This is a genomic window from Mariprofundus sp. EBB-1, assembly GCF_003665155.1.
In the GTDB taxonomy this organism is placed as follows: domain Bacteria; phylum Pseudomonadota; class Zetaproteobacteria; order Mariprofundales; family Mariprofundaceae; genus Mariprofundus.
Genome location: NZ_RCFQ01000012.1, coordinates 1 through 24296, shown reverse-complemented (window position 1 = coordinate 24296; position 24296 = coordinate 1). Strand labels below are relative to the sequence as shown.

Sequence of the window (24296 nt, the reverse complement as noted above, 5' to 3'; positions counted from 1 at the left end):
ATATGACAGACCAAACAGATCAAGGATATGCAAAACCTATTCGCATCTTACATAGCATCTTAGCACTCTGTATGCTTACCCAGCTGGCCATTGGTGAGCTGATGGATGTACCTGAAGTCGAAGATCATCCTGCTGTAGCTGTACAGTGGATTGCACCTGCGATGGCACATGAGGCTCATCAGCATACTGTTCCGGGCATGCCTGTAGAAGAGACACTTGGTTTCGAAGTACATGAGATTCTAGGCTTGACGATTGCCGGCTTGTTACTGATTCGCATCATGTTGGCCATGACATCTCTACCCGGAGCCAATTGGCGCTTGTTATTGCCATGGTTATTTGCCGCTGGACGCAAGCAATTAGCCGATGAAATAAAGACACAGATGGCCGGTTGGAAACAGGGAAAACTGGCTGCGCCTGAGGATGGTGAGACCGTAGCGCGCAGTGTGCATGGTTTTATTGTGCTGGGCGGCATTGGTATGGCTGTTACCGGAACAGTGTTGTTTTTCGGCTGGAGCACGACTGCTCCACAGACAGACCTTATTGAGTTGGTAGCTGAAACACATGAATTGCTTGTTGGTGCTTTAGAGGCATTGCTTGCAGCACATATTCTGGCTGTCATTCTGCATCAGCGGCAGGGGCACAATATTGTCGACAGGATCAAGCCAACCGCTTGATTCTGTCTCGCAACGCTCTGGTGATGTGAGTTGTGCGATAGCCCTGAAAACACCCATGGCGGTGGAAAATTTCCCATTACCAATTTGGATTTTCAGCGCTATACTGCTTGCATGCATACTTTCCCCTGTTCCCTCCCAAAGTTAATTTTACTGCTCTGTACCTTGTTATTGGCACCGCCTCAATTGATGGCGGCCAATGATGCGATGGCCCCACCTGAGGTGACGGATGACGTGGAGGTCTCTTCGGACAGAGTAGAAGAGCGTATGGATCCTGCAGCCAATTTACATGATGAGTTGAATGCACCGGATAGCAGTACTGCGGTGGATGTGCGCTCATATAAACGCAAAGATGGTACGGTCATTACCGAGTATGGTCCAAAAGGAAAGGTGTTTGAGATCAAAGTGCAACCTCCCGGGGGGATGCCGGCCTATTACCTTTATCGTAATGCAGGTGGCGAATTCGAGCGTCGTTTGCCCGGTGGAGCAACACGCATTGTTCCGCCAAGCTGGATTTTAAAAGAGTTTTAATGGATTAGGTACGATGACTTTATACAAAGCCATCACTTTAGCGTTGCAGCCGCAGTGAATTATGCCGGATAGCATTTCGCGTTCGCCAGCGGCGACACCCGCACTTACCCTTATCACGGACTCCTCCCGATTTTCCGGAGAGTCGCTGTTTCATCACGTGGAACAAGCCTTATGTGGTGGCGTGGATGCTGTGCTGGTGCGGGAAAAGAGTCTTACATCTGCAAAGCTGTTGGCGCTGGCATCACGGCTCAGGCAGATGACGCTTGCTCACCAAGCCCGTTTAATTATCCATTCTCAGGCCGATATTGCGGCGGCTGTCGGAGCTGACGGGGTGCATTTGGCCAGCGCTGAAATCACCAGTGTGGCGGCAATTCGACAATGGTTGAGAGCGCCTGAAATGAGTGTGTCTGTTTCATGTCATGACGCTTGTGAACTGGCTCTGGCCCATGAAATGGGCGCTGACTTTGCTATGCTTTCTCCTGTCTTTCCCACCGACTCACACCCCGGGGCACCGCATATGGGTGTGGGGCTGTTTGAAGAACTGGTTTCTGATGCTAAGTTACCCGTAATTGCGCTGGGCGGGATTACACTGGAAAATTGTAGTTTGTTACACGGCCGGGCTTTAGCTGTGATTGGTGCCATTCTGGCCGCTGATGATGCTGAACATGCTGCGGTGCAACTGTTTAATACGGCATCTGCGCGCATCAGGGAGAGCTGATTTATGAAAAGACTTATATTGATTCGTCATGCTAAATCGAGTTGGAATGAAGGCGTGACAGATTTTGAACGTAGCCTGAATGGGCGTGGTTTATCCGATGCTCCTTTGATGGGAGAACGTCTGTCTGCCCGTTTAGCGAATGCGGAGCTGTCGTTGGATGTTTTGATCAGTAGCTCGGCAATTCGGGCAGAGCAAACATCGCGTTTGCTGGCACAATCTTTGCGTTTTCCCGAACAATCTATTGAATGGCGTAAGGAGTTATACCTATCCAGCCCTGACACCATTCAGGATATTATTCGCCATTTGCCGGATGATGCGAGAACAGTCGCGCTGGTGGCGCATAACCCCGGAATCACGGAGCTGGCTGAAAAATTGACGGGTGAGTTCTTTGGCAGCATGCCGACCTGCAGCATGGTGACGATTGAATTTCCTGTCGATCATTGGCTCGATGCCGGCAGTTGGGCTGATTTCGTTGATTTCGATTTTCCCAAGGCGAAGTGCGTTCATTAGTGAGGCGAGAGCAGGTAACATGTTCGGGATAATCTCACCACTGTTGTAACGCATGGTAGAATCGCAGTGTTGTCTCTACACTTCGGCACTATGGATAAAATTAAATTATTTGTGCCGGCGACATTGCTGGCCCTGTTCGGGTTTGTGATTGCTTTTCAGTTTGTTGATCCCGCTCCACCGATGACGCTGACATTTTCAGCTGGTCAGAAGGGTGGTGCGTATTATGCACATGCTGAGTCTTACCGTGATTATCTGCGGCAGCATGGTATTCGTGTTGAAATTTTTGACTCGGCAGGCTCCATGGAAAATATAGAACGATTGAAATCCGGAGCTGCTGATGTCGCCTTTGTGCAAAGTGGTCTGGTCTCAACCAAAACAGCGAAGACAGGCGTGTTGCAATCACTCGGAAGCATGTATTATGAACCACTCTGGGTGTTTTTACGTCAGGGTGTGAAGGCTCAGTTTTTAAGTGAATTAAAAGGAAAACGTATCGCTATTGGCTTGCCGGGTAGTGGTACACGAGTATTGGCTTTGCAGCTTTTATCTGAGAATGGAATTGATGAAAAGAATAGTGCGTTATTGCCATTGTCTTCATTAGATGCTTCCAAAGCACTGATCGCGGCAGAGATTGATGCGGTTATGATTGTATCTGCGGCCACCAGCGCAGCGGTGCAAAACCTGCAGCAAAACACAAATGTTCATTTGATGCCGATTAAGCGGGCTATGGCATATACCCGTCGTATGGATTCGATTTCATCGGTACTGCTGCCACAAGGTGCATTGAATCTGGCGGCTAACGTACCTGCTACCGATACACCCTTATTGGCCAGTGCCGCGACCCTGATTGTGAATGAATCTATGCATCCTGCGTTACAGGCATTGATGATGCAGGCTGCTACGGATATTCATGCTGGTAGTAGCCTGTTTTCAACAGCAGGAGCCTTTCCTACAGCGCAGTATGCAGGACTTGGTTTGAGTACAGTGGCGAAGAACTATTACAAATCGGGGCCGCCGCTTTTGCAGCGATATTTACCATTTTGGGCCGCCACATTGGTAAATCGACTGAAAGTGATGTTGTTGCCCTTCCTTGTGCTGCTTATTCCACTATTTAAAGTGATGCCTCCACTCTATCGCTGGCGTATTCGTTCGGGTATTTATCGCTGGTATGAGGAGATTGGCAAAATAGATGCGGAGATGATGGCTGGGTATTCGGAGTCGCTGCAGCTGGATCTGGATCGTATAGAGATGGAAATTCGTAAGGTGAAAGTGCCGCTTTCTTATGCAGAAGAACTGTATGATTTGCGTCTGCATCTGGCTTTGGTGCGTGACCAGCTTGAACAGGCGAAAGTCGGCGTTCCGGATAAACATAGGCAGAGAAGGAATCAATCATGAATAACAGAAAAATAGAGCTACTGGCTCCTGCCGGTACCATTAAAAATATGCGTTATGCATTTGCCTATGGTGCAGATGCAGTATATGCCGGCCAACCGCGTTACTCCTTGCGGGTGCGCAACAATGATTTCCAACTGGATAACTTACAAACAGGCATAAATGAAGCACATGCTTTGGGTAAGAAGTTTTTTGTGGCTAGCAACCTGTTACCGCATAACAATAAAATAAAACGTTATCTTGAGCATATGCAGCCGGTGATTGATATGAAGCCGGATGCATTGATTATGGCGGACCCCGGTCTGATTATGATGGTTAGGGAGCGTTGGCCGGAGATGCCGGTGCATTTGTCGGTGCAAGCCAATACTATGAATTATGCGGCTGTAAAATTCTGGCAGTCGGTCGGTGTGAGTCGCATTATTCTGTCGCGTGAATTGAGCCTGGATGAAGTAGAAGAAATTCGTCAGCAGTGTCCGGATATTGAGTTGGAAGTGTTTGTACATGGCGCACTATGCATGGCCTATTCAGGGCGTTGTTTGCTCTCCGGTTACTTCAATCACAGGGATGCCAATCAGGGCAGCTGTACCAATGCCTGCCGTTGGGACTACGGGATGGAAAAAGCCACAGAGGATATTTCGGGAGATATTATTCCAATTCAGGTGCTTGATGGTATGGATGCTCAGCCGTTTTCCGAAACAGGCAATGTTCAACGTCACCCTTTAGCTGATCAGGTTTATACGCTGACTGAGCCGAACCGTCCCGATGAGCAGATGCCCATTTTTGAAGATGAACATGGTACCTATATTATGAACTCGAAAGATCTGCGTGCCGTGCAGCATGTGGAGCGCCTGGTGAATATTGGTGTGGATTCATTGAAGATCGAAGGGCGTACCAAATCGCATTATTATGTAGCGCGTACAGCCCAGACTTACCGCCGGGCTATTGATGATGCCATGGCCGGAAAACCGTTTGATCCGGCTCTGATGTTTCAACTCGATGGCTTGGCAAATCGTGGCTATACGGACGGTTTTTATACCCGCAAGCGTTCATCATCTACCCAGAATTATGACACCGGCAACTCCAGCTTTGATGTGCAACGTTTTGTTGGAGAAGTGGTTGCTTATGATGAAGAGACAAAATTGGCTGAATTGATCGTGAAGAATAAATTTTCAGTGGGTGATACCGTTGAATTGGTAAATCCGACGGGCAATGCCACATTTATTGTCGAATCCATCAATGATGCGCGTTATGGCCGGCCGATGGATGTCGCGCCAGGTAGTGGGCACCAGGTGAAAATTCCGGTGCCGGTAAGGCCGGATATGCATGCTCTGTTGGCGGTGAATGCTTCTGCTTAAGCGATATGTCTGAAAGCGCTATCTAATAGCCCGGGAAAATAACGGCTCTTATCTGTTTTGCTAGAGAGGTATGTTCAGCATTAGGTCAGCTGCGCACAGGTCAGGCATGCAGCGTTTCTAGGGCGTATCAGTTTCGGTTAATTTCAGTGTTATTTCCGGGGACTGCCCATTGTCTCGGAGGTTCAGATACACTGTTTCTCCATGTACAGCGAGACCTGTGATACGTGCTTCTTTGTGGCTGGCTATGCGGTTGAGTCGATTGCCATCATAGGCCCAAAGACGCGATGGTTTGTAGCCATCACTGATCCATAACCACTGTCGAGCAGTATCCCAAGCCAGATCCACTGGTTGCTGGAGTTCAGCATCATCAAGATAGGTGGACAGTTCAGGGTGCTCACTACTGTCATCCAGCTCCAGCAGCCTTCCTTTAGCGGGTTCAGCGATGAGTATATGGCCATTCGGAAGCACGGTGACCCCCCGCAGCGGTGTAAAAGCACGGGCTTTGAGGTGAGTCGCTTCAGCGTCGGCACTTTCCGGGTTGGTAATGGAGAGCCAGCCCTCTTGAGCATGTAGCACCTGCAGTTTTCGGCTGCGCAGCGTATATCGATAGAGTCTGCCCTGGCTGTCGGCACCAGCCATGTAGGCAAAACGGCCATCTTGGGAGAAGGCAAAGCCGCTGTGGGTAAAGCGACCTGCTGCTGGTAAGGGTGCAATGGATGGGTGAGTGACAGCAAGTGTGGTGCGCTCTATCCGTTGATCCTCCGGTAGCTTTCCAGGTTCGGAGATGCGCCAGATCATGCCTTGTTCAAACTGTTCGCCGATCCACAGGCTGGTGTCTGGTGCTATTTGCAGCCCGTGCGCCAGATGCAGGCCGTTGAGAAGGATCTGGTGATGACCTGTTGCCATGTTGATGGTCGCAAGGCTCGGTGTTGAGAGTCCTGCACTGTTTTCTAGACTGATATAGAGCCATTTCCCATCCTTGGATGCCGTAATCGATTGGGGGTTGGTGTGTCGAAATGCGACCAATGATTTTACCGACCAGCCACCAGCCAGATCAATCCGGATAGGATCAAATGAGCAGCTGATCAGCAGCGCAGTGGTGATGAATATAAACAGCAGGCGGGACATGACTGTAATGTAACTTTTCTTAGGGTGCCTGTGCAAGTGTGCTAAAAAATAAGCTGAGTCGTCACAGTACTAACAGTTTGGTGGATTTTCTGCGATACTGCGCCGCCATCGGTGTGAGCTGGTGGCGATTAAAGGGTAGAAAGGGATCAGGAATAATGGCGATGAAGTATAATACTGACGATATACGCATTAATGGTATGAGTGAAATTGCAGCACCTGAACAGGTACATAGTGAGTATCCGATGAGCGAAATCGCTGCGCGCACTACGCATGATACGCGCATGGCCATTCATGATATTTTACAGGGTGAAGATGATCGTGTGTTGGCCATTGTTGGACCATGTTCTATTCATAACCCGGATGCCGCCCTGGAGTATGCTCAGCATATCAAACGCATGCGCGAAGAGCTGGGTAATGACCTGTTGATTGTGATGCGTGTCTATTTTGAGAAACCACGAACCACTGTCGGTTGGAAAGGGTTGATCAATGATCCTAATCTGGATGATTCGTTTGAAATCAATAAAGGCATTCGCCTGGCGCGCAAGTTATTGCTTGATTTGAATGAGATCGGCGTGCCTGCCGGTACAGAGTTCCTTGATCTGATTACGCCGCAATATGTGGCTGATCTGGTCAGTTGGGGTGCTATTGGTGCGCGTACTACTGAATCGCAAGGGCATCGTGAGCTTTCCAGTGGGCTATCTTGTCCTGTGGGATTCAAAAATGGTACAGATGGTGGATTTAAGATTGCTGTTGATGCCATTCAGGCAGCACGGCATCCGCATGTGTTTATTTCGCTGACGAAACAGGGTAAATCGGCCATTTTCTCTACAGCCGGAAATGATGATTGTCATATCATTCTGCGCGGTGGTAAAGAGCCGAATTATGATGCAGCCAGTATTGCTAAAGCCAGTGCAGAACTGGAATCGGCAGGCTTAGCTACGCATTTGATGGTGGATTGCAGTCACGCTAACAGCCGTAAACAGTTCAAGCGTCAGATAGAGGTGGGCGAAGATCTGGCTGGACAAATTGCTGCAGGAAACGCTTCGATTACCGGTGTGATGATTGAGTCTCATCTGAATGAAGGGCGTCAGGATGTGGTTGTGGGCGAAAAACCAGCTTTTGGTATCAGTGTGACTGATGCATGTCTGGGTTGGGATGATACTGAAGCGCTGTTGCGCACATTGGCAGCAGCGGTTCGTAAACGCCGCCAAGGGTAAATAAAAAGGAAGGGCCTTAGGCCCTTCCTTTCTGTTTGTGCTCATGAGATGTTGAATATTAAGCGCATCTGTTATCAGTCTTCTTTCTTTTTAGCCTCATTGATGCGCAGTGTGCGACCAGCGTAATCAGTACCATCGAGGTGTTCAATCGCTGCTTTTGCACCATTGGCTGACATTTCAACAAAACCATAACCTTTAAAACGTTTACTGCGACGGTCTTTTACCAGACGAATGTCGAGCACGTCACCATAGGGCGAGAAGATATTTTTGATATCATCTTCTCCTGCATTAAATGGTAAGTTGCCAACATAGATGTTTCTGCTCTCGGCATTGGCGGCGTCATTTGAATTGCTGTTCTTTTCCCCCGCTTTTGGTGCCAGAGCAACCAACAGGCCACCGAAAACAGTGCCGATGAATAGTCCGGTTGCCAATACAGAACCCGCAGGTACACCTGTAAATCCAAACATGTTACCCAACAGATAACCGACCAGCGATACAACCAGACTGACTGCCAATAATTTAACGAAACACGTACTACTCATATTTTCTCCCTGAAAGCTGCAGAAATGCGCAGCGAATTGAAATCGAAGAATGCCAACAATGGTGATGAAAAGCACGGCTTATCCATGTGACGTGTGGAAAATAGTAATAGGCATTGCGTTATTGTGGATGCAAAAAAAAAGTTGCCCCATACAATACGCCCATGAGTCGTAAAGTGATCCCTATCCAAACAGAAATACAAGGCGAACCTATGGTGGGTAAGCCCTCATGGTTAAAAGTGCGCGCGCCGATGTCGAAAGAGTATAAAGATATTGTACAGATGATGCGTGATTTGAAGCTGAATACCGTTTGTGAAGAGGCCTCGTGCCCCAATATCGGGGGCTGTTGGAAGCAGGGTTCGGCCACGTTCATGATTTTAGGACGTGTTTGTACGCGCACATGTGCATTTTGTGATGTGGAAACCGGTCGTCCTGATGCGGTAGATCTTGATGAACCGGTGAATCTAGCCAAGGCTGTCGCCCAGATTGGCCTGAAACATGTGGTGATTACATCGGTGGATCGTGATGATCTTAAAGATGGTGGGGCTGGTCACTATGCAACGGTGATCAGAGAGCTTAAAGCGCGTCAACCGGATGTGACGGTTGAAATCCTCACACCTGATTTCCAACGCAAGGCGGACTCCTGCCTGAATACCATTATGGATGCAAAACCGGATATCTTTAACCATAACCTGGAAACAGTACCGCGCCTTTACCGTTCCGTGCGTCCGGGTGCGCGTTATTTTACCAGCTTACGGTTATTACAGCGCGCCAAAGAAGTTGATCCTGATGTGGTAACCAAGTCAGGCATTATGTTGGGACTTGGTGAAGAACGGGATGAAGTGTTGCAGGTGCTCGATGATATGCGTGAAGCGAATATCGATATTCTTACCATCGGGCAATATCTACGACCGAGTGAAAAGCATCATCCGGTCATGAAATATTGGACGCCGGAAGAGTTTGACGATTTTAAATACATCGCCGAGAAAAAAGGCTTTGGCATGGTTGCCTCTGGTCCTCTGGTGCGTTCATCATTTCATGCGGATGAAGTATTCAAGGCGTTGAAACTGCGCAGGAACAAATAAACTGTTCTGTTTCCCTGTTTGTCATTTGTCTTACGCAGTGAGGCAAGCTGAATGAACGTTCAACATCATGTCTGTTTAGCTAGAGCGGTTCGTATCTTTGAGTTGACAAGGCGCAAACGCTTTGCCAAATCCGCGCTCAGTGAATTGATCGATGGCGATCCTGATCCATTGGGAATTGATATGATTATTGAACAGTACGGCATCAAAGTCCCCAAGACCCAGTACAGTAAAAAGATGATATCCCTGGCCTATAAACGCGCCCTACAAGCCGTGAAAAAACAGGGTTAGTAGGGCCGTTTGACTTAGGGTGAATGCCAAAATGTTGCTATAGGATATATTTATTTAAATGGATTTTCCACTGTAGTGGTGCGAACACAAACCTTTTGGCTTCGGTGATGACCTTCAATGACCCAAAGAATATGTTCAACACTAACAACCTCTAATACTTTATGAGGATTTGACATGGTGAATGCAGAGGAGTTGATATACTCGCCCTTTGCAATGGTCATAAAGGGAGTATCACTAGTAAAAACAGCGGCTATACGACTATCATCGTTGGGTTCATATATTTCTAAAACATATTTGGTAGTTAAGTTAGATTCTTTCAATGTTGGTATCCTTTAAAGTTATCACTATCCTAATAGGCGTAATCAGCATTCCTCAGTTTTGATTACATACGTTCAACTCTGATAAGGCGGTATGGTGAACGCTGAGAAGGGAGCTGTCTATTTGTTCGCTGGAAATCTTTGTTGTGTTTTCAGGCGGGAGCGTCTTGCGAACCTAGGAAAAGGAGTGTGTTGATGTTGTCCCTATGTACTCTTTCTGATTGATTGTTTTCTGCAGATACAAAGGAAATCGCTTGTGTTTGCACCAGTTTTCCTCTTATATCATCACCGGTATTGGTCTTGATTTCATCACTGAGAGGGTAGCCTGTGCCATCCGGGCGCGCAAAGTGAATGTGCACAATATTTTCTTTTTTTACAGTGACATCACCAAATGCAGTTTTAATTTTAAATTCATTTTTTATTACTTTACCTGACTGCGCTTGACCATCTCTCAATACAAGCAGGTCTTTTGAATATGCCATTGAATTCTCCTGGGTTTCGAATACCTGATTTGATAATGCATGCAGATCTTCATGTGTTACCTTTCTCTGTTCACCTATATGGTATTTGAGCTTGAATATTAAATAGCAGTCAAGGGTAAGACTCAGTTATTTTAGTTCTGAATAATCTATGCCTAATCAGGGCGATTTGCCAATGGTGCATGTTTAAGTGCAGGGCAGTCGCACTAAAACACCCCCTATGTTTTACAGCTTATTCAGTACTTGGCGGTAAATCCGTTTATTATTGTAATGCGATTGCCACTATGTTTAAGCGGGGAAATGCTTACCATGAAATAGTTGTTTTATGAGCTGTGAGCAAATAAATCAAATTCACGCTGTAGCTGATTAGTTTAAATATTGTTTCAGTTCATTCAGATCTGTTGTGGGGCGATTGCACTGAAAGTGTTCGCAGACGTAAGCGGTGACTGTGTCATCGATGGAAGATTGCCCACGGGTGAATGGAGCCAGTGCTTCGATGTCCTCATCATGCCATAACACCACTGTGTTGGGGCGATATCGGTTGTGAATAAGCGCCAGCATCTTTTTTGCCTCATCGGAGTTTCGGTCACCTGCTAGTACTATTTCCTTGCCAGTGGATTGTGCCAATAAAACGGCAGAAAGCATGTGAAGTACGCCGCTAGGAGCGCGCTGTGCAGTGCCGGCAAAGTGATCGGCCAGGGTAGCAGCTTCTTTTGCCAGGCTGGCATCACCGGTTAATCGGGATAAACGCAACAGGTTATGCATGGCAACAGCATTACCGGATGGCAGAGCTGCATCGAACACCTCCATGGGGCGCGCAATCAGCTCAGCATTCTCTTCCACCTGGTAAAAACCACCATCCTTCCCCTTGAAGCGTTGAAGCATGGTTTTGTTCAGCGACAGTGCAGATGCTAACCAGCGCGGTTCAAGGCTTGCTTCGTAGAGCTCGGTTAAACCCCAAACCATGGAGCTATAATCTTCCAGTTGCCCGTGGATGGCGGCTTGACCCTTTCGCCAACGGTGTTTTAACACACCGTCTTTATGCAGGTGTTTGAGAATGAAATCAGCTGATTTCGAGGCTGCCTCGATATAATGCGGTTCATTGAGGATGCGTCCGGTAATAGAGAGGGCTGCGATGGTTAAGCCGTTCCAATCCGTTAATATTTTATCATCAAGAAAGGGGCGAATGCGCTGGTCGCGAGCATCCATGAGTCGTTTTCTGTCCGCAGCAAAGCGTTCCAGATCTATTGTGCCTGATTGATGCAGGATATTTTCGCCGTTTTTTTTGCGCTTCGTTTCATCGTTGAAATTGCCATTCTTTTCTACGCCGTAGGCCTGCATGAATGCAGCAGCACGCTTGCCTAAAAGCGTGTTGATTTCTACTGAATTCCAGAGATAAAACTTTCCTTCCTCGCCTTCGGAGTCTGCATCTTCGGCAGCATAAAAAGCACCATTGGTATGGCGCATATCTCGCAGTAGATAATCGGCGATATGTCGGGCTGTATAGGCGAAGCTGGCATTGCCGGTGGCCTGCCATCCCTCGGCATAGGCCATCATCAGCATGGCCTGATCGTAGAGCATTTTTTCGAAATGAGGCAGTAACCACGCTGCATCAGTGGAGTAACGATGAAAACCGCCACTAAGCTGATCGTGAATGCCACCGCGCTGCATGGCATCCAGGGTTTTCTCAACCATGGCCAGCGCTTCAGGTTTCTCTTTCAGGCTTGCGTAACGCAGCAGAAACAGGAGTCGTTGTGCGCTTGGAAATTTTGGTTTTTCACCGAAACCGCCATGGCTGATATCAAAGTGTTTAGCAGTGGCAAGATAAGCCTGATCAATCAGTGCGGTATCAATTTTAGCCGTGCTGCCATTGGATGAAATAGCCGGAGTGATGATTTTGATACTGTGCTTGAGTGCGGCGGCAATGGAATCAGCTGATGCTTCAACGTTTTCACGATCCTGCTGCCACATGGTGCCAGCTCGCTCTGCCAATTCCATCAGACCCAGACGCCCAAAGCGGCTCTGCTTGGGCAGGTAGGTGGAGGCATAAAATGGTTTTTTGTCCGGCGTGAGTAACAGATTGAGTGGCCAGCCGCCGCTACCATTCATCAATTGTGCCGCACGCATATAAATTGCATCAATATCAGGGCGTTCCTCCCGATCTACTTTGATGCTAATGAAATATCGATTGAGCAGTTCAGCCACAGCGGGGTCTTCAAACGATTCATTCTCCATCACATGGCACCAGTGGCAGGTTGAATAACCGATGGAGAGGAATACCGGCTTATTCTGCAAACGCGCCAGAGTGAAGGCATCTTCTCCCCACGGCAGCCAGAGCACAGGATTGTGGGCATGTTGTTGCAGGTAGGGGCTGGATTCATGAATAAGGGCATTGGTGTAAGGGGGCTGCTCTTTCATCAGATTGACCTCCTGGCTATTGGCGACTGAAATCAGCATGAGTGAAATCAGCGAAGCTATAATCAGGTTATACATGTGCCTCTTTTCTAATCGCAAACGATACAGCCTCACCGGGTTCATCTCCTAAACAACAGACCGAGTGCCAGACACAGGTATCAAAGTCGCGTTGCGGCATTAACAGTACATCACCAGCATGCAGAATATAGGCAAAACCTTGCGCAATGAGGTGTTCAATAAAAGCAGGGCATCTATCCATGATCGCTTCGATAAGCTCATGATCATTTTCATCCATGTAGTCAGACAAGGCTGCTTTATCTTTCAATAGCTGATGCAAATCGTTTTGATCATTTTCAGATGGGATCAATAGTGCAATATCGGCTGTAAATGTTGGATCATTCGTAAAACTAATCAGTTCATCCATCAAGCGAGGCTTGGACAGAGCCAGCCAGAATGTGCTACCGGATAGCTGGGCAAACACCACACCATCATGACCACGCTCAACATCGTGATGCATCTGGGCGCCGCCGCCGGGCGCATTGAAATAAACGATGCGTTCCACAAAAGCAGGCTGACCGCCAAGCAGTTCCTGCAAAACAGGTAAGAGTTGAAGATTCTCGGTTAAGGCTGCTGATTCAGGGAATATTGCATCGCATAGTTTGCCCGCCCAAAGCTGGCGCAAAGGATCAGCTGCGACATCTTCCAGCGATTCCATGCCAAAAGAGAATCGAAAACGTAGCGATGCATCATCTTCAAGGAAGGATAACCATGATGCTTTGCACCAGAGATCTTCCGCCAGCGCCTGATCATCATTGGGCTTGGCAATGGCGTCAAAATAGACTTTTTCGATGGCCTGCTCATCGTGTTCTTCCATGGAGGATGCTACCAGAGGCAGCTGATCACCGAGTCGATCAGGGTAGGGAGGTAGATCCAGACTAGGAGAGAGTTCGCCGGATTCGAGTGTGTTCAGCATCAACTGATGTGATTGTTCGATATCGGCTTGCCAGTCATCCAGTTGCAAGAGTGAGGGTAGCATCACGGCTTTATCTTGTTTCCAGGCAGCGACAATCACAGCTTGTTCGGGCATCTGCGGGCGCAGTGGTTGTTTGACCCAGCCAAGTTGAAAGCCACGGCGTATTAATGCTTTGTAATCAGGTGCATCTGTCTGTTTAAGATATTGAATACTCACGATTAACGAGGCCCCGCTGCTGTCACTTCTGCAGGCACATGATCTGTGAACCGGGCAAAAGCTTGTTTGAATTTTGCAGCCAATTGTTTGGCCGCTGTTGTATATGTTTTCGGGTTTTCCTGATCATGCCAGGTCGCAATCGGATCAAGCTGATCTGGCATTTGCATGCCCAGAACGGGGTGTGCCTGATAGCTGAGGTCATCCAGATTGCCGTTTAATGCGGCGGTGATTAATGTGCGTGTTAATTCAATGTTCATGCGTTCGCCAACGCCGGCAGGGCCGCCGCTCCAGCCTGTATTAATCAACCAACACTGAACATTTCCACGACGTACTTTGGCACCGAGCACTTTTGCAGAAACGGAAGGATGCATCGCCATCAATGGTATGCCGCAGCAGGGGCTGAATGTGGCAATGGGTTCAGCATTCGTTTCATGGTTATCGGCAGGGTGAGATCCATAACCCAATAGATAATAATAGATAAGCTGTTCCGGCGTTAAGCGCGAGATGGCCGGCAATATACCAAAGGCATCAGAGGCCAGTAAAATAAGGTTTGTTGGACTACTGATCGTGTAAGGAGGAGAGGCAGCGTTGGATAAGGCGCTAATCGGGTAAGCTGCCCGGGTATTCTCAGTCAGTGTGGTATCAGTAAAGTCAATGCGACGCTCTTGAGTATCCATACCAACATTTTCCAGAATCGAACCAAATTGCTGGCTGGCTGCATGTATTACAGGTTCACGGTCTTTGTCGAGCTGCTTGATGCTGGCGTAACAGCCTGCTTCAAAATTGAAAATATGCTCGTTATTCCAGCCGTGCATGTCATCTCCAAGAAAGCTGCGGGATGGATCCGATGCCAGTGCCGTTTTGCCACTGCCATCCGGGCCAAGAAATAGGGTCGCATCGCCATTATCACTCACATTTACGGCGGCATGCAGCTGCAGTACGTCTGATTTCACCAGCAGGTGATTCATGATGGCGAAAACAGTGTTTTTGATCTCACCTGCATAGGCAGTGCCACCGATGAGTGCAATGCGCTGGCTTGGGTCGATAATGACAAACGTCTCTGCATTGGTGCCGTCACGGCCAGGTACTGCGTGAAAATGCGGAACGTGAATAATGGTGAATTCTGGTTCCTTGAAATCGGTTTTTTGACTAAGGTCGGAAGGTCGAATGAACATAGTTCTGGCAAACAGGCCATGCCATGCGTCTTGCGTAATGATGCGTATCGATTTTTGATGCTCTGATTCGGCTGCCACCAAACAGTCCTCGACATACAGTTGACGCCCTTCCAGATAGCCGCGCACGCGATTGAGCAAGGCTTCAAATTGCGATTTGGATAGAGAGCGGTCAAAATCACCATGGGCGTCATCGAAATTGTTCAGCGAGTCACCTACAATATATTTATCTTTTACTGACTGACCGGTGAAGTGTCCATTGCGTACCACCAAAGCCCCTTGATGGGCTAAGTGTCCCTCTCTATTGCGCAGAGCATGTTCATAAAACAGAGGGGTAGGCATATTCCAGAATACATCTTCCAGGTTTTTTAAGCCCAGATGATTCAGGGCTAGTTCTTCACTGATCTGCTTGCTTGTATAAGGCACTGATATGCTCTCCCTTGCCACGCTATGTGCAGCAGCTATCTTGTACTAGCCTGATTGAATTCTCCATAACTTTTTTTCAGGTGGTGGTGCGACAGTGGCGAGATGTCCTGTTTCTTTTAAATATATACTTTAATTGGCGAGGGGATTGGTTGTAAAACAACGTTGTTCGATCAGGAAATAACCGTGAGTAGATGGTTTCTCTTGATAGGTCACATGGATGATATCACTGCTGCTAAAGCTGTACGTGGTGCCGAAAATGACAGTTTCCTGATGTGTAAGTTCGGAATCTACGGGGTATTCAATGATGATGGCATCATCGGACTGCCATCGTATAAGGGCATCATAACCATATTTAAAGGAAAAGCTGGCCATGTCATCATTGAACTGTTTATTGGCCTGGCGAATGTTGATTTTCATTTCTTGATGGATCGGATTATCGCCGTGAGAGATGCGGAAGAGGGTGGCGGTCTTGTTCCCTGATGGAGAAGGGCATTCAAACATAATATCTGTTTTTTCACTGCTGCAGCCAGAGAGCAGTAACAGCGTGGTTGCCATCAAAACTACGCATACCCTCATGCGGATGGCATGATGCGGTGGAATTCTGTTTCAACCCGTTCCAAACAGTCTTCTACTGCCACGCCTTTAAAGTAGTTGCCGATCAGGGACAGTTGAGTGTCCGCCAACGATGCATCCAGTGCTTCGATGAGTTGATAATGTCCCATATCCGGTGCGGGTAATCGGTTGGTTTTATGAAACAGATGTTGAATGTCGGAGTTGCTGATCTGTAAAGCAGTGCATATGCGCTCCACTTTTTCTTGTTCGCTGAGCAGGCCTGGCTTAAAGTGGAACGTAAAGCCTCGGAGTGTTGGGTGCTCGATGTAATCGCGTGATACGGCTGAATAAAAGTCTCCATCCACGGCGATAAGCCCTGCCATGGATTCTTGTGACAAGGTGGCTTTTTGCATCACCACAGCGACAGACTCAATCTCTACCTCACGAATCCAGTTAAGTTGCGCTGCAATCTCGGGATGGGCTTGCTTGAGCAGGCGTGATGCTGCCAGGCCAGGCGTGGCACAAACCAGCCGATCACTATGATAGCAGGCATCGGCTGTTGTGATGGCGTAGCCACTTTCATCCTTCGCAATGGATGTAATATGCTGATTCGTATGAATATCCAATTGTTGTTCCAGAGCCTGAATAATATCCTGGAGACCGCCGGAAAAGGTATAGCTGCGCATAATAGATTTATCACGTGGCCGTTTTCGGAACAGCATGTCGGCTGGTACATTATTTACATCCTGGCATACCACCGCGCTTAGAGCGTGTTGAAACAGTTCTGTATAGTTTTTAGGGCCAACGAGCGCGCCATAATAATCGGCTACCGATTGATTCTGCTTTTTGAGTGAAAATATACGCCAGGCATGGGTCATCAGCTCAACAAAGTGTAAGCGAGACGGGATAGAATAGAGCGAACCGTCAACCAGCAAGCGATAACGCAGCTTTTCACGGGCCTGCAGTTGATCCATCAGTCCCAACCTGTCTAATATACTCAATAGACGAGCGTATGAGTTAAAGCAGGTATGTGTGCCCATTTCGACCCAGAACGCTTGCTGAGCATTTTCCACCGCCGCTGAATCAAAGCAGCCACCGCAGCGTGCCTCTTTTTCCAAGACCAGCACCTTCAGGCCAGCCTGTTTGGCTTCAAAAGCCATGGCCAAGCCACTAATGCCTGCGCCGATCACAATCATGTCATATCGTTTGTCCATATCCCGACTCCATCATCTCCAAAGCATGAGTGCAATAGCTGGCAGTATTCAGCTTGTGCTGAATTTTGCAGGATTATTGATGTCAGAAATGACCAGGCTGTATGTTTTTAATGAACTGTTGTTGTGGACGTTTTTTAGTGCGGTGTTTATGGTGAAAGAATGCCATAATCAGGTATAGCCTTGTCATGGGCTCTGAGCATAAAAAAAGTCTCGACTGGCAGCAGCATGATCTATTGATTAGTGTTTCGCTATGACTACTCCTTCCGTGCAATGCGATCTTTGTGGTTGCGATAATTTAGAAATCATTTCTCAATCAGACCGGCACCAGCAAGCTCTGGATACAGGCTTATGTTTAGGCTGCGGTCTGGTGATGCATGTGCCGGTGCCAAGTGAAGCCGAGGTAAATGAATATTATGCCTCCAGATATCGTCAGGATTATCATGGCGAGTCTCAGCCTTCGGAACGGCGTATTATGCGGGCATGGAAAAATGCAGAACGCATTCATGCGCAGCTGAAACCAGCTTTAAACGGTGTGGATACCGTCTTTGAAGTTGGCGCGGGTATTGGTTGTACGGTGAAAAAGTTTGAAACGGAAGGCTTTAAGGCAACGGGCATCGAACCGAATCATGACTTTAATGCCTTTACCCGCCAGAGCCTGTTTGCCAATGTGGACAATGTGAATTTGTTTGATCTGGAGCAAACGCCGAAAACGGATTTGCTGCTGTTGATTCATGTGATTGAACATTTCTCTTCACCACGTAAGGCATTAACGCACATGCGTGAATTGATTCATGATGATGGCTTACTTTATGTTGAATGCCCGAATGTAACAGGCCCTTTTGCGACTTATGATCGCATGTTTCATTACGCGCATATCTATAACTTTTCTCCCAAAACATTGCAGGCATCGGTTGAGCAGTGTGGTTTTAAGTTGGTTGAATGTTTTTCAAACGATGATGATCCCGATCTTCATATGTTATTTAAGAAATGTGATGTGCCGAAAGCCGCTGTTGTTTCGGCTGACCATGCCGATTGGGTGCGCGCTCGCATTAAGCAGCATAATGTACTCAGCTATCATGCCCGGCCATCATATCTCTCCAAACGGGTGCGTAAGGTATCCTCATATTTGATGGAGTATATGAAAGCAAAAGACTTCGTGGCGGATTTACTGGGTCGTTTGAAAAAGGCAGACAGCTAAAGTTAAAAAACATTTCACCGGAAAGTTCCGCAAAGGAAGTCAAAGGCTATCCTTGTGAAAGAAGAGGCATTCACCTGATCGCTATAGTGCGGCTAAGATCAGAAACCCTCAGCACAATAAAATATAAGGGGTTACTCTGCGAAACTTTGCGGTGAAAAAATTAGTGCATGGCTTCTAAAAATACGCGATCAATATCCTGATTCCATTCACTGTTATACAGTTTTAACCAGTGATCGGCTTGTGTCTCTCCCGCTGCAACAGCCTGGATGACAGGTTGTAAGAATTTACTCTCATCTTCACCTGCTTCATTGCATTGCTGTAAGCGCTCCAATCCAGCTCTGGAAATTTCGAGCACCTGCTCACAGAGTTTGATCACCGATGTCTGACGGAATGGCGTTTGTAGCGCTGTGCGAGGCACCTGTTGACGCAGTGCATTGACCTCATCAAAAGACCAGTCGGCGACCAGATCCCATGCTTCAGATTCAGCCTGCTCATCATATAATAGCCCTTTCCACAAGGCCGGTAACGAGCAGATCCATGGCCACGCACCGGCGTCGGCACCGCGCATTTCCAGATATTGTTTCAAGCGTACATCGGGAAAAAGGGTGGAGAGATGTAGCTCCCAATCATCCATGTCGGGATATGCGCCGGGTAGCTGTGCCAGCTTTCCATGCATAAAGTCGCGGAAGCTGCTGCCGGTACAATCGATATAGGCACCATTACGCATGATAAAATACATCGGCGCATCCAGCGCCCATTGTGTATAGGCCTCAAAGCCAAAGTTATTATCAAATGCACACTTGAGAATGCCGGTGCGATGCGGATCAGTATCAAGCCAACAGGTTGCCCTGCGTGATAAAAAGCCACTGGGTTTACCCTCTTCAAAGGGGCTGGCTGCATACATGGCTGTAATCAGTGGTTGCAAGCAGAGGGATATGCGCATTTTTTTAGCCATGTCCGTTTCCGATGCAAAATCAAGATTGGCCTGCACGGTTGTGGTGCGCAGCATCATGTCCAGTCCACCATCACCTACGCGGGGCATATAATCACGCATAACGGCATAGCGGGCTTTTGGCATCCAGTGGATATCTTCGCGTTTCCATTTGGGTTGAAAGCCAAGGGTTAGAAAGCCAATGCGCAGTTCATCAGAAATACTGCGCACCAACTGATGGTATTCGGTGGTTTCCTGACAAGTTTGGTGGATGGTTTCTAGGGGGGCTCCGGACAGTTCCAGTTGTCCGCCCGGTTCGAGCGTGATGGAGGCCATGCCGCGTTTGAGTGCTATAATATTACCCGTTTCAAGCACAGGATCCCAACCATGCCCTGCCAGCATCTCAAGCAGACCTTTGATGCTACGCTCTCCTGCATACGGAATGGGCCTGAATGAATCCATGCAAAAACCTATCTTCTCGTGCTCTGTGCCAATGCGCCAAGCATCCCTGGGTTTGCAGCCTTCGGCGAACCAAGTGGGTAGATCATCAAACGTCATGTGGGGTGAGAGTAATTTGGACATGGGCCGACTCTAGCTATAAAAGTCTTATTTAATAAAAGAAATAATATTTATCGCAGAGAACGCAGCGTTATCGCATTAAAATACTTAAAATATTTCACCGCAAAGTACGCAGAGTTTGCCCCAGGGCACGCTCTCTTACGCAAGCGTAATTCACCTTGTCGCAAAGTAAAATCAAAAACAAACAAAGAGAGGGATTGCTGGAAAGAGTGCTACTAATTCTCTCAGCCACCGCACCAGCAGGCCCATCTCTCTGTTGTACTTGTGCGTCAAAGGGCCTGCGTTAGTAAAAGGAACGCCAAGCAATAGTAGCGAACTCTCTTTTAAAGAAAGCACCTATGACCAACTCAGAATTGAAAGCCTTTGGCGATAATATTAATAGAATTGAGGACTGGCATTTATTTCTTTAATGCTTTTGACTTACTTTGCGTAACTTCGCGTCCTGAAGATGAATTTCACTTGTGAAAGAGAGACTCCCCTGGGGGATTGCGGTGAACGCTTGTGAATTACACTGGATCAGAAGGCTCTAAATGATGGAGCTTTTGAAATAGTGGCGTTATCGCTAGCTTGCGGCTTCTTTTTTGCAATAGGAGTCCTAACATGACTGATAGTATGAGTAATACGTTTAACGCCAAACAAAGCCTTCAGGTCGGCGACAAGGCCTACACATATTATCAGCTGAATGCTGCAGGCGATGTAAGCCGCCTGCCTTATTCTATGAAAGTACTGCTGGAGAACATGTTACGCCGCGAAGATGGCATTAATGTTACTGCAGATGACATTCGCTTTCTTGCTAACTGGGATGAGAAGGCTGAACCGAACCACGAGATTGCCTACATGCCAGCGCGTGTGCTGATGCAGGATTTCACCGGTGTACCTGCGGTGGTGGATTTGGCTGCTATGCGTGATGCGATGGCAGCCCTGGGTGGTGACACCAGAAAGATTGAGCCGTTGGCTCCTGCCGAGCTGGTGATCGATCACTCTGTACAGGTGGATAATTTCGGCTCTGCTGACGCAGCTGCAAAAAACACCGAGATTGAGTTTCAGCGTAACCGCGAGCGCTACAATTTCCTCAAATGGGGTCAGAACGCATTCGAAACATTTAAAGCAGTACCTCCGGGTTGCGGCATCGTGCATCAGGTGAATCTTGAGTTCCTTGCCCGCACCGTGTTTGTGAACAGTGATGGCGTGGCCTATCCTGATACCCTGGTTGGTACTGATTCACATACCACCATGATCAATGGTCTGGGTGTATTGGGCTGGGGCGTGGGTGGTATTGAAGCGGAAGCTGCCATGCTCGGTCAGCCGGTTTCTATGCTGGTGCCTAAGGTGGTTGGCTTTAAACTGAGCGGTGAAATTCCTGAAGGTGCAACCGCCACCGATCTGGTACTGACCATTGTTGAAATGCTGCGCAGCCACGGCGTGGTGGGTAAATTTGTTGAGTTTCATGGTCCTGGGCTGGATTCTCTGCCGCTGGCGGATCGTGCCACTATAGCCAATATGGCACCTGAATATGGTGCTACCTGCGGCATCTTCCCGATTGATGAAGAGACACTGAACTACCTCCGCCTTTCCAACCGCAGTGAAGAAAGTATTGCACTGGTAAAAGCCTATGCCAAAGCACAGGGCATGTTCCGTGAAGCGGGCTCGCCTGAAGCGATCTACAGTGAGAATCTGTCACTGGATATGGCATCTGTTGTGCCATCATTGGCTGGCCATAAACGTCCGCAGGATCGTATTGCGTTGACCGAATCCAAAGCTAAATATCTTGAAACGATTGAAGCGGTTAAAGCTGAGGCTGGCCTTACCACCAAGGCTGTAACCACGATGATCAACGGCAAAGAGGTCACCATTGATAACGGCGCAGTGGTTATTGCCGCTATCACCTCATGTACCAATACCTCCAACCCTTCTGTCATGCTGGGGGCAGGGCTGGTGGCAAGGAAAGCAGTGGCTCTTGGCCTCACTGCAGCGCCATGGGTGAAAACTTCCCTCGGCCCCGGTTCCAAAGTGGTAACTGAATATCTCGATAAAGCAGGTCTCTCTGATGATCTGAACGCACTCGGCTTTAACACCGTCGGTTATGGTTGCACCACCTGTATCGGTAACTCAGGCCCACTGCCTGCCGCAGTGTCTGCTGCTATTGCTGAAGGTGACTTGGCTGTTACAGCCGTACTCTCCGGCAATCGCAACTTTGAAGGCCGTGTGCATGCAGAAGTACGCATGAACTATCTGGCCTCTCCACCGCTGGTGGTGGCTTATGCCATTGCAGGTACGATGAATATCGATCTCTATCACGATGCGATTGGTCAGGATCGTGATGGCAATGATCTCTTTTTGAAAGACATCTGGCCAACCCAGAAAGAGGTGGCCGATGTGGTTGCTTCATGTGTAACCGCTGAGCAGTTCGAAGCTTCTTACGGTAATGTGTATGATGGTGATGCCAGCTGGCAGAATCTGGAAGCACCTACAGGTGACCGCTTCGCATGGGATGCAGATTCAACGTATATCCAGCATCCGCCATATTTCGAAGGTATGACATTTGATCTTGATCCGATCATCGATATCAAGAACGCACGAGTACTGGCGTTGCTGGGTGATTCGGTCACGACCGACCACATTTCACCAGCTGGTGCTATTAAAGCCGACTCTCCGGCCGGTCGTTATCTGCAGGAACGCGGTGTTGATGCCAAAGATTTCAATTCCTACGGCTCTCGCCGTGGTAACCATGAGATCATGATGCGCGGTACGTTCGCCAATATTCGCCTGCGCAATCGTTTGGCGCCGGGTACAGAGGGTGGTGTAACGCTGCATCAGCCATCCGGTTTGCAAATGAGCATCTATGATGCGGCTATGAAATACAGAGATGAGGGTGTGGCGAGTATCATCCTGGCAGGTAAAGAGTATGGCTCAGGCTCCTCGCGTGACTGGGCTGCCAAAGGCCCAAGGTTGCAGGGTGTGCAGGCGGTGATTGCTGAAACCTACGAACGCATCCATCGCTCTAATCTTGTTGGTATGGGAATTCTGCCATTGCAGTTCAAGGCGGGCGAATCGGCTGAATCACTTGGTCTTACTGGTCAGGAGTCTTATGATTTCTCAGGCATCAAAGATGGATCAGCCAAAGAGCTTCATGTGACTGCAACAGCGAGTGATGGCTCGGTGAAATCGTTTGTGGTTGATGTGCGTATCGATACCCCGAAAGAGGTTGAGTACTACCAACACGGCGGTATCCTGCAGTATGTCCTGCGTCAATTAGCTGCAAGTAAATAACGGGTCAAAAGCTTTTCACCGCCAAGGACGCAAAGTTACGCAAAGTAAGTCAAAGGCAATAAAATAGATGTGGCTGGTGAAGATGATAAGGCAAACTCCAGACTGACAGTTCCATTATGGTCAAAACGATTCACCACAAAGTAAGTTAAAATCATTGTGTTGTAGGTTTCGGAATGCAATTATAATAGGCCAAAATCACAAGTTGTGATGCATTAAAAAAGCATCGCGACAATGACAGCGATCGAAAATTACATTTATATTGTTTGGTTCTACTTTGCGACAAGGTGAATTGCGTTTGCGCAAGATCAGGTGAATCGCAAAGCGAGAGAGTATCCCCTAGGGGAGAAGGCACCCTGGGGTGAACTTTGCGTACTGAAGGTGAATTGCGTAGCAAGAGATACTCCCCTGGGGGACTGCGGTAAAATATTATTGATTGAGGGTGGTCTATATGAAAATTTCTTTGATTTGGGCCATGGATAGCAATCGTTTGATCGGGCGGGAGAACGCGCTGCCATGGAAGCTGCCGGCTGATATGGTTTGGTTTAAACAGAATACCATGGGTAAGCCTATTTTGATGGGGCGCAAGACCTATGAATCTATTGGGCGGCCACTACCGGGGCGCGTAAACATTATCTTGAGCAGACAAGCCGATCTGCATATTGATGGCTGTACGGTGGTTAGCTCGCTTGCCGAAGCGCGGGCGACTGTGCCAGATGCTGAGGAGATTATGGTCATGGGGGGCGCAGAGATCTATGCCTTGCTCATTGATCAGGCCGATTACCTTTATATCACTGAAATTGATGCGGCCTTTGAAGGGGATGCCTGGTTCCCGATATTTAATCGCGATGATTGGCAGGTGGTTTCCAGCCAGTCCGGTGTCGTGGATGAAAAGAATATCTATCCTCACAGGTTCATCACGCTGAAACGCAAAAGGCATTCACCGCAGAGTACGCAAAGTTTCGCAGAGTAAGTCATATGCAATTCTTTTTAATGGATAGTTCTACCACTGTCGGATATACCTTTAGCTAACGCTGGCCCTTTGACGTGCAGCATGATTGATGCACAATGAGAGATGGATCTGCTGGTGCGGTGGCAGATAGAATTAAGTTGCTCCTTTCCAGCA

At 48.1% G+C, this 24296-nt stretch carries 23 protein-coding genes; 14 read left to right on the top strand and 9 right to left on the bottom strand.

Features of this window, described 5'->3' with window-relative positions:
- Positions 1–2: 2 nt before the first annotated feature.
- The 6 genes from D8Y20_RS06710 (at position 3) to yegQ (ending at position 5174) form a co-directional block, all read left to right on the top strand.
- Positions 3–674: a cytochrome b/b6 domain-containing protein gene (locus D8Y20_RS06710; RefSeq protein ID WP_121542331.1), complete on the top strand. Its 672-nt coding sequence runs from the start codon at positions 3–5 to the stop codon at positions 672–674.
- A gap of 162 nt (positions 675–836) precedes the next feature.
- Positions 837–1202 carry a DUF2782 domain-containing protein gene (locus D8Y20_RS06705; RefSeq protein WP_161957592.1) on the top strand — a complete coding sequence of 122 codons (366 nt, stop codon included), beginning with the start codon at positions 837–839 and terminating at the stop codon, positions 1200–1202.
- A gap of 61 nt (positions 1203–1263) precedes the next feature.
- The gene (locus D8Y20_RS06700; protein ID WP_121542274.1) at positions 1264–1920 is read left to right on the top strand and encodes a thiamine phosphate synthase; all 657 of its coding nucleotides are present in this window, start codon (positions 1264–1266) and stop codon (positions 1918–1920) included.
- Positions 1921–1923: 3 nt separating this feature from the next.
- A complete protein-coding gene (locus D8Y20_RS06695; protein WP_121542273.1) occupies positions 1924–2430 on the top strand; it encodes a histidine phosphatase family protein in 507 nt (168 codons plus the stop codon).
- Between the two features lie 90 nt (positions 2431–2520).
- Positions 2521–3822, top strand: a complete 1302-nt coding sequence (locus D8Y20_RS06690; protein WP_121542272.1) for a TAXI family TRAP transporter solute-binding subunit — start codon at positions 2521–2523, stop codon at positions 3820–3822.
- Positions 3819–5174, top strand: coding sequence for a tRNA 5-hydroxyuridine modification protein YegQ (yegQ, locus tag D8Y20_RS06685; RefSeq protein ID WP_121542271.1), 1356 nt, complete (start codon positions 3819–3821; stop codon positions 5172–5174). Before D8Y20_RS06690 ends, yegQ begins: the two co-directional genes overlap by 4 nt.
- 117 nt (positions 5175–5291) lie before the next feature.
- Here the strand turns inward: yegQ and D8Y20_RS06680 are convergent, their stop codons facing one another.
- A complete protein-coding gene (locus D8Y20_RS06680; RefSeq protein ID WP_121542270.1) occupies positions 5292–6302 on the bottom strand; it encodes a hypothetical protein in 1011 nt (336 codons plus the stop codon).
- Between the two features lie 155 nt (positions 6303–6457).
- Here D8Y20_RS06680 and aroG point away from each other — a divergent pair, with 155 nt between their 5' ends.
- Positions 6458–7519, top strand: coding sequence for a 3-deoxy-7-phosphoheptulonate synthase AroG (aroG, locus tag D8Y20_RS06675; protein ID WP_370050599.1), 1062 nt, complete (start codon positions 6458–6460; stop codon positions 7517–7519).
- A gap of 74 nt (positions 7520–7593) precedes the next feature.
- On the opposite strand, the gene D8Y20_RS06670 is transcribed toward aroG, so the two are convergent.
- Positions 7594–8061: an RNA-binding protein gene (locus D8Y20_RS06670; RefSeq protein ID WP_121542329.1), complete on the bottom strand. Its 468-nt coding sequence runs from the start codon at positions 8059–8061 to the stop codon at positions 7594–7596.
- A 161-nt stretch (positions 8062–8222) separates the two neighbouring features.
- Here D8Y20_RS06670 and lipA point away from each other — a divergent pair, with 161 nt between their 5' ends.
- The gene (gene lipA / locus D8Y20_RS06665) at positions 8223–9143 is read left to right on the top strand and encodes a lipoyl synthase (RefSeq protein ID WP_121542269.1); all 921 of its coding nucleotides are present in this window, start codon (positions 8223–8225) and stop codon (positions 9141–9143) included.
- A 51-nt stretch (positions 9144–9194) separates the two neighbouring features.
- Positions 9195–9431 (top strand): hypothetical protein, encoded by a 237-nt coding sequence (locus D8Y20_RS06660; RefSeq protein WP_121542268.1) that lies wholly within the window; start codon positions 9195–9197, stop codon positions 9429–9431.
- Positions 9432–9481: 50 nt separating this feature from the next.
- Here D8Y20_RS06660 and D8Y20_RS06655 read toward each other — a convergent pair whose 3' ends face one another.
- The 5 genes from D8Y20_RS06655 to D8Y20_RS06635 all read right to left on the bottom strand — a co-directional run bounded on the left by D8Y20_RS06655 (position 9482) and on the right by D8Y20_RS06635 (position 15429).
- Complete coding sequence (locus tag D8Y20_RS06655; RefSeq protein WP_121542267.1) at positions 9482–9751, bottom strand: hypothetical protein; 270 nt, start codon at positions 9749–9751, stop codon at positions 9482–9484.
- A 149-nt stretch (positions 9752–9900) separates the two neighbouring features.
- Positions 9901–10230, bottom strand: coding sequence for a hypothetical protein (locus D8Y20_RS06650; protein WP_121542266.1), 330 nt, complete (start codon positions 10228–10230; stop codon positions 9901–9903).
- Between the two features lie 363 nt (positions 10231–10593).
- Entirely contained in the window at positions 10594–12645 is a 2052-nt protein-coding gene (locus D8Y20_RS06645) for a thioredoxin domain-containing protein (RefSeq protein ID WP_236075306.1), read from the bottom strand.
- 67 nt (positions 12646–12712) lie between these two features.
- Positions 12713–13831: a hypothetical protein gene (locus D8Y20_RS06640; protein WP_236075305.1), complete on the bottom strand. Its 1119-nt coding sequence runs from the start codon at positions 13829–13831 to the stop codon at positions 12713–12715.
- Between the two features lie 2 nt (positions 13832–13833).
- Positions 13834–15429 (bottom strand): phosphoenolpyruvate carboxykinase (ATP), encoded by a 1596-nt coding sequence (locus D8Y20_RS06635; protein ID WP_121542263.1) that lies wholly within the window; start codon positions 15427–15429, stop codon positions 13834–13836.
- 183 nt (positions 15430–15612) lie between these two features.
- On the opposite strand from D8Y20_RS06635, the gene D8Y20_RS06630 reads away from it, so the two are divergent.
- Positions 15613–15909 carry a hypothetical protein gene (locus D8Y20_RS06630; protein ID WP_147434031.1) on the top strand — a complete coding sequence of 99 codons (297 nt, stop codon included), beginning with the start codon at positions 15613–15615 and terminating at the stop codon, positions 15907–15909.
- Between the two features lie 92 nt (positions 15910–16001).
- Here the strand turns inward: D8Y20_RS06630 and D8Y20_RS06625 are convergent, their stop codons facing one another.
- The gene (locus D8Y20_RS06625) at positions 16002–17195 is read right to left on the bottom strand and encodes an NAD(P)/FAD-dependent oxidoreductase (protein WP_121542261.1); all 1194 of its coding nucleotides are present in this window, start codon (positions 17193–17195) and stop codon (positions 16002–16004) included.
- A 25-nt stretch (positions 17196–17220) separates the two neighbouring features.
- Here D8Y20_RS06625 and D8Y20_RS13595 point away from each other — a divergent pair, with 25 nt between their 5' ends.
- Together D8Y20_RS13595 and D8Y20_RS06620 are read left to right on the top strand one after the other, a co-directional pair.
- Positions 17221–17373, top strand: a complete 153-nt coding sequence (locus D8Y20_RS13595; protein ID WP_153232656.1) for a hypothetical protein — start codon at positions 17221–17223, stop codon at positions 17371–17373.
- 72 nt (positions 17374–17445) lie between these two features.
- Positions 17446–18393, top strand: coding sequence for a class I SAM-dependent methyltransferase (locus tag D8Y20_RS06620; RefSeq protein WP_121542260.1), 948 nt, complete (start codon positions 17446–17448; stop codon positions 18391–18393).
- Positions 18394–18553: 160 nt separating this feature from the next.
- On the opposite strand, the gene D8Y20_RS06615 is transcribed toward D8Y20_RS06620, so the two are convergent.
- Entirely contained in the window at positions 18554–19906 is a 1353-nt protein-coding gene (locus D8Y20_RS06615) for a glutamate--cysteine ligase (RefSeq protein ID WP_236075304.1), read from the bottom strand.
- Between the two features lie 609 nt (positions 19907–20515).
- Here D8Y20_RS06615 and acnA point away from each other — a divergent pair.
- A complete protein-coding gene (acnA, locus tag D8Y20_RS06610) occupies positions 20516–23173 on the top strand; it encodes an aconitate hydratase AcnA (RefSeq protein WP_121542327.1) in 2658 nt (885 codons plus the stop codon).
- A gap of 448 nt (positions 23174–23621) precedes the next feature.
- Positions 23622–24143 carry a type 3 dihydrofolate reductase gene (folA, locus tag D8Y20_RS06605; protein ID WP_121542259.1) on the top strand — a complete coding sequence of 174 codons (522 nt, stop codon included), beginning with the start codon at positions 23622–23624 and terminating at the stop codon, positions 24141–24143.
- The last annotated feature ends 153 nt before the right edge of the window (positions 24144–24296 follow it).

Excerpts from the sequence above, each read along its gene's own strand:
- D8Y20_RS06710 (WP_121542331.1), top strand. The coding sequence starts at position 3 with ATGACAGACCAAACAGATCAAGGATATGCAAAACCTATTCGCATCTTA.
- D8Y20_RS06700 (WP_121542274.1), top strand. The coding sequence starts at position 1,264 with ATGCCGGATAGCATTTCGCGTTCGCCAGCGGCGACACCCGCACTTACC.
- D8Y20_RS06695 (WP_121542273.1), top strand. The coding sequence starts at position 1,924 with ATGAAAAGACTTATATTGATTCGTCATGCTAAATCGAGTTGGAATGAA.
- D8Y20_RS06690 (WP_121542272.1), top strand. The coding sequence starts at position 2,521 with ATGGATAAAATTAAATTATTTGTGCCGGCGACATTGCTGGCCCTGTTC.
- yegQ (WP_121542271.1), top strand. The coding sequence starts at position 3,819 with ATGAATAACAGAAAAATAGAGCTACTGGCTCCTGCCGGTACCATTAAA.
- D8Y20_RS06680 (WP_121542270.1), bottom strand. The coding sequence starts at position 6,302 with ATGTCCCGCCTGCTGTTTATATTCATCACCACTGCGCTGCTGATCAGC.
- aroG (WP_370050599.1), top strand. The coding sequence starts at position 6,458 with ATGGCGATGAAGTATAATACTGACGATATACGCATTAATGGTATGAGT.
- D8Y20_RS06670 (WP_121542329.1), bottom strand. The coding sequence starts at position 8,061 with ATGAGTAGTACGTGTTTCGTTAAATTATTGGCAGTCAGTCTGGTTGTA.
- lipA (WP_121542269.1), top strand. The coding sequence starts at position 8,223 with ATGAGTCGTAAAGTGATCCCTATCCAAACAGAAATACAAGGCGAACCT.
- D8Y20_RS06660 (WP_121542268.1), top strand. The coding sequence starts at position 9,195 with ATGAACGTTCAACATCATGTCTGTTTAGCTAGAGCGGTTCGTATCTTT.
- D8Y20_RS06650 (WP_121542266.1), bottom strand. The coding sequence starts at position 10,230 with ATGGCATATTCAAAAGACCTGCTTGTATTGAGAGATGGTCAAGCGCAG.
- D8Y20_RS06645 (WP_236075306.1), bottom strand. The coding sequence starts at position 12,645 with ATGAAAGAGCAGCCCCCTTACACCAATGCCCTTATTCATGAATCCAGC.
- D8Y20_RS06625 (WP_121542261.1), bottom strand. The coding sequence starts at position 17,195 with ATGGACAAACGATATGACATGATTGTGATCGGCGCAGGCATTAGTGGC.
- D8Y20_RS13595 (WP_153232656.1), top strand. The coding sequence starts at position 17,221 with ATGAGTGCAATAGCTGGCAGTATTCAGCTTGTGCTGAATTTTGCAGGA.
- D8Y20_RS06620 (WP_121542260.1), top strand. The coding sequence starts at position 17,446 with ATGACTACTCCTTCCGTGCAATGCGATCTTTGTGGTTGCGATAATTTA.
- D8Y20_RS06615 (WP_236075304.1), bottom strand. The coding sequence starts at position 19,906 with ATGTCCAAATTACTCTCACCCCACATGACGTTTGATGATCTACCCACT.
- acnA (WP_121542327.1), top strand. The coding sequence starts at position 20,516 with ATGAGTAATACGTTTAACGCCAAACAAAGCCTTCAGGTCGGCGACAAG.
- folA (WP_121542259.1), top strand. The coding sequence starts at position 23,622 with ATGAAAATTTCTTTGATTTGGGCCATGGATAGCAATCGTTTGATCGGG.